Here is a 3,828-nt window from a genome sequence, read left to right on the forward strand (position 1 = left end):
AGAACCCCAAGCCGTTCATCTGGACGAAGACCGCGGACGACATCCTCGACACCCTCGCCGCATACTGCACACGAATTAACGACTCAGGACACTAGTGAGAAGGTAAATTTTGCTGACCCGTGAAGAGATACGCAGGCTACTGCTGGTCCACGGCCCGGAGCAGGAGGAACTGTTCGCAGAGAGTCGCCAGGCCCGGAACCGGCACTTCGGGGCCACAGTCGTCCTGCGGGGCGTCATTGAACTCACCAACGTCTGTCGGGCGAACTGCGACTATTGCCCCATGCGTCGCGACAACGTTCGCGAGAACGATACCTACTTCCTCACCGCCGACCGAATCGTCGAGTTGGCCGGACTTATTCGTGACAGTGGAATCGACGTTATTTTACTGCAGGGCGGTGAGACCCCCTCGCTGCTACCGATACTCGAAGACGCTATCCCCCGGATCCGTCGGCTGTACAACGATCGGGTCGAAATCCTGCTGAACGTCGGCAACCTCAAGCGCACACAATACGAGCGACTGCGCGCTGGGTGCAACGAGCTACATCCTCAAGCACGAGACCAGCGACCCTGACCTCCACCTCAGCATTCGCCACGAGACGCTGGAGAGCCGCCTGCGGTGCATGCGTGACCTTCAAGAGGTGGGATTCAAGGTTGGCACCGGGTTGATCTCCAGTCTGCCAGGGCAGACCCTGGACAGCATCGTTAACGACATCGAGTTGGCGGGGGAGCTCGGTGTGGACATGTGCAGCGTGAGCCCTTTCATACCCGCCCCGAACACGCCGATGAGCGTGTCACCGATCGGGGACAACGAGTTGGCGCTGAACATTATCGCCTTGCTTCGGCTGCGTTATCCGCACGTATTGATCCCCTCGGTCAGCGCGTTGGAGCGGGTCGGCGGTGGGGGGCAGTCGCGTGGCCTTGACGCCGGTGCGAACGTGATGACGGTGAACTTCTCCGGTGCTGGCGACCGAAAGCGCTACCTGATCTACGGGAAGGATCGTTTCGTGGTGACGCTCGATCATGTGCGTGGCCTCGTACAGGCCTCGGGGCTCGAAGTGCGTGGCTCGGTGTTCATCGAGGAGCACTTGATGAGTGGGGCGGTCCCTCGATGAGTACCGCTGTTTCCGACGTTCGCAGCAGTCGGTTCCTTCGATTTTGGACCGCCCAGACAGCCTCTCAACTCGGCCAACGGTTCGGACTCGTGGCATTGCCTGTCGTCGCGATCGAGACCCTGGACGCCGGAAGCGTGGAGGTCGGGTACCTGACCGCCTCGCTTACCGTCTGCTATCTCCTGATCGGCCTGCCCGCCGGCGCATGGGTCGATCGTTGGTTAAAGCGGCTCACAATGGTCAGGGCCGCGGTGGTGCGCGCAGTCGTGTTGGCGACGATCCCCGTGCTATGGGCTTTCGACCATCTCTCGCTGGCGTGGCTTTACGGCATCGCGATCGTGGTCGGCGTGGCTTCCGTCTTCTTCGACGTGGCTTATCAGTCTTACGTGCCGTTCATCGTTTCCGACGACGCCATCGAATCGGCCAACGCTCGACTGGAGTCCTCGGCCCAGGTCTCCGCGGTCGGTGGGCCGGCCATCGCGGGACTCCTTCTCAAGGTGGTCAGCGCTCCTGTCGTGCTCATCGTCGATGCGCTGGCGTACGTGGTGTGTGCCGGATTCCTTGCCACAGTCAAGGACGCCGAGCCGCCGCGCCCCGAGCAGCAAGGGAAGCGCTCCCGGCTTGCCCAGGACATCCTCGCCGGCGTGCGGTTCGTTGTTGGCAACCCTGTACTGCGGCGGCTGTGCGTCGCGGTGGGGGTGTCGAACTTTTTCGCCACGATCATCATGACGCTGACACCTCTGCTCATTCTCACGACGCTGGGGCTGGGGACTACCGTCATGGGGCTCGTGCTCGGAGTCGGCACGCTGGGAGGGCTGTTGGCCGCAACGCTTCTCTCGAAGGTTCGTGCTCGGCTGAGCCCCGGCGCAGTCATGGCAGTCGGTCTGCTGTCGGCGGGCCTGTCCATGGTGGCCTTCCCGGTTGCCGGTTCCCTTAAGGACGCACCCTTCCTGCTGCCGGTGGCACTGCTCCTCCTCGGCCAGTTCGGTATGACATGGGGCGCGGTGACCTTCAACATCACCCAAGTAAGCGTGCGGCAAAGGGTGTGCCCCAAGGACATGCTGGCCCGGATGAACGCATCCATTCGATTCGTCGTGTGGGGCAGCATGCCGTTGGCATCGATCCTCGGTGGCTGGCTCGGCGCGCATCTGGGGATCGTGGCATGCATGTGGATCGGTGTGGTGGGCGCCTTCCTGACGGCCCTCCCCATCGTGGGGATGGACCGGCTGATCTCCGCCGTAACGCCGACCCCGGTTTCCCAGGTCTGAGGCGCGCCGAGCGCTGGCCGACGCCGTCCTGTCATCCGGCGGCCGGTTCGACGAGGCCGGCTCAGAAGCCACCGTCGCGCGCATAACGCGGTATGCGGAGCAGTGTCGGAAGGCCGGCGTCGGGGATGGCTCCCTGGTCCTGCTCGCCGGTCTCGCGCCAGACACCCTCTTGGTGACCGCAGTCGCCTGCTGGAGCGTGGGCGCCGCTGCGTGGATGACGCCCCGCGAGCCACGGGACATTGAGTCAGTCCACGCGTCGTTCGCGGTCACCCCGGGACCCACCGGAGGAATCGTTGTGCAGCGCTGTGGGGAGGCGGCAGGGCACCTTCCCACAACTCTCGGCCTCCTCCACGAGACGTCCGGCTCCACCGGCCGGCCCAAGCTCGCGAGGCGCAGCGTTAACAGCCTCCTCGCCGAGCACGTCGGCTACCGCGAGGGGATGGGGCTCAACGCCGAGGACACCGTACGAATCCCGGTACCAACGGCACACTCCTTCGGCTCGGGGGTGGCACTGGCTGCGCTGCTGTCCGGCTGCCGAGTTGACCTCCGTCCGTTCACCACAGCCGCAGGCGTAGCTGTGGACCTGGACCGTGGAGACGCCACCAAGCTGGCCGTCACCCCCGCCCTGCTGCGTCTGCTCACGCGGACCAGACGACGGGGCTACAACCGGCCCCGGGCAATCCTGGTCGGCGCCGGTCAGGTCTCGCACGGGCTGGACACCGCGTGCACGACCCGCTTCGGGGTTCCGGTCACGCGGGGATACGGATCGAGTGAAACCGGAGGGATGTTCATTGGCCCGCAAGGACTCGGCCGACCGATCCCCTCCGTCGAGATGGTCAGCCCCGCGCCGGGATCACGCGGCGAACTGGTCGTCCGCACGGCATCCCCCGTCCTCGGCTACGCCCACGAACCAGAGCGCGGGTCGCTCCTCTGGGAGACCGGGGACGTCGTCGAGCGCGATGCTTCAGGCCAGGTGTGGTTCATCGAACGCAAAACGGGTGCGCTACGGGCCAACGGGAAGTTTGTGGACATCGGCCCGCTCCAGGGCGCCCTCGGCGCAGTCGAGGGTGTGGTGGAGGTGGCGTTCGTGGTCGTCCCACGAGCCGGTTGTGCCGAGCTCGAAGACGCCTTTGCTGTGGTGGCCGGGCCGGCAGCCTCACGAGAGACCGTGGAACGGGCGCTGCACGCCAATGCCCCTCACGGATTCGCCCCCACCTGAGGATCTTCGACGAACTGCCGCGGAACAACCTCGGAAAGCTGGACCGGTCAACGCTCATGGAATGGATCAAACGAGATGGATGACAACGCGTTGCCACTGTCCGGCGTCCACGAGAAGGATACCGACCCGGGTACCAAGCAGGGCTTCGGCGTAGTTCGATGTCGTCCCTTTTGATCAGTTGAGGCCGAGCAGGGTGAGGGGGCGGGTCTGGTCGCGGGCGGTGCGGCGGAGG

4 protein-coding genes are annotated in these 3,828 nt (G+C 64.9%); all 4 read left to right on the forward strand.

Annotated elements, in window-relative coordinates; translation table 11 throughout:
• Positions 1 to 109 precede the first annotated feature (109 nt).
• Positions 110 to 571 (forward strand): radical SAM protein, encoded by a 462-nt coding sequence (locus H300_RS0121570; protein WP_028429041.1) that lies wholly within the window; start codon positions 110 to 112, stop codon positions 569 to 571.
• Positions 572 to 638: 67 nt separating this feature from the next.
• Positions 639 to 1,112 carry a hypothetical protein gene (locus H300_RS28540; RefSeq protein ID WP_158678426.1) on the forward strand — a complete coding sequence of 158 codons (474 nt, stop codon included), beginning with the start codon at positions 639 to 641 and terminating at the stop codon, positions 1,110 to 1,112.
• Positions 1,109 to 2,377: an MFS transporter gene (locus H300_RS28545; protein ID WP_078516219.1), complete on the forward strand. Its 1,269-nt coding sequence runs from the start codon at positions 1,109 to 1,111 to the stop codon at positions 2,375 to 2,377. Before H300_RS28540 ends, H300_RS28545 begins: the two co-directional genes overlap by 4 nt.
• A 295-nt stretch (positions 2,378 to 2,672) precedes the next feature.
• The gene (locus H300_RS0121585; protein ID WP_028429043.1) at positions 2,673 to 3,596 is read left to right on the forward strand and encodes an AMP-binding protein; all 924 of its coding nucleotides are present in this window, start codon (positions 2,673 to 2,675) and stop codon (positions 3,594 to 3,596) included.
• The last annotated feature ends 232 nt before the right edge of the window (positions 3,597 to 3,828 follow it).

It is taken from the genome of Streptomyces sp. TAA040 (assembly GCF_000424845.1).

What these genes read in the sequence shown, in the direction of transcription:
- H300_RS28545 (WP_078516219.1), top strand. Translation starts at nt 1,109, where the DNA reads ATGAGTACCGCTGTTTCCGACGTTCGCAGCAGTCGGTTCCTTCGATTT.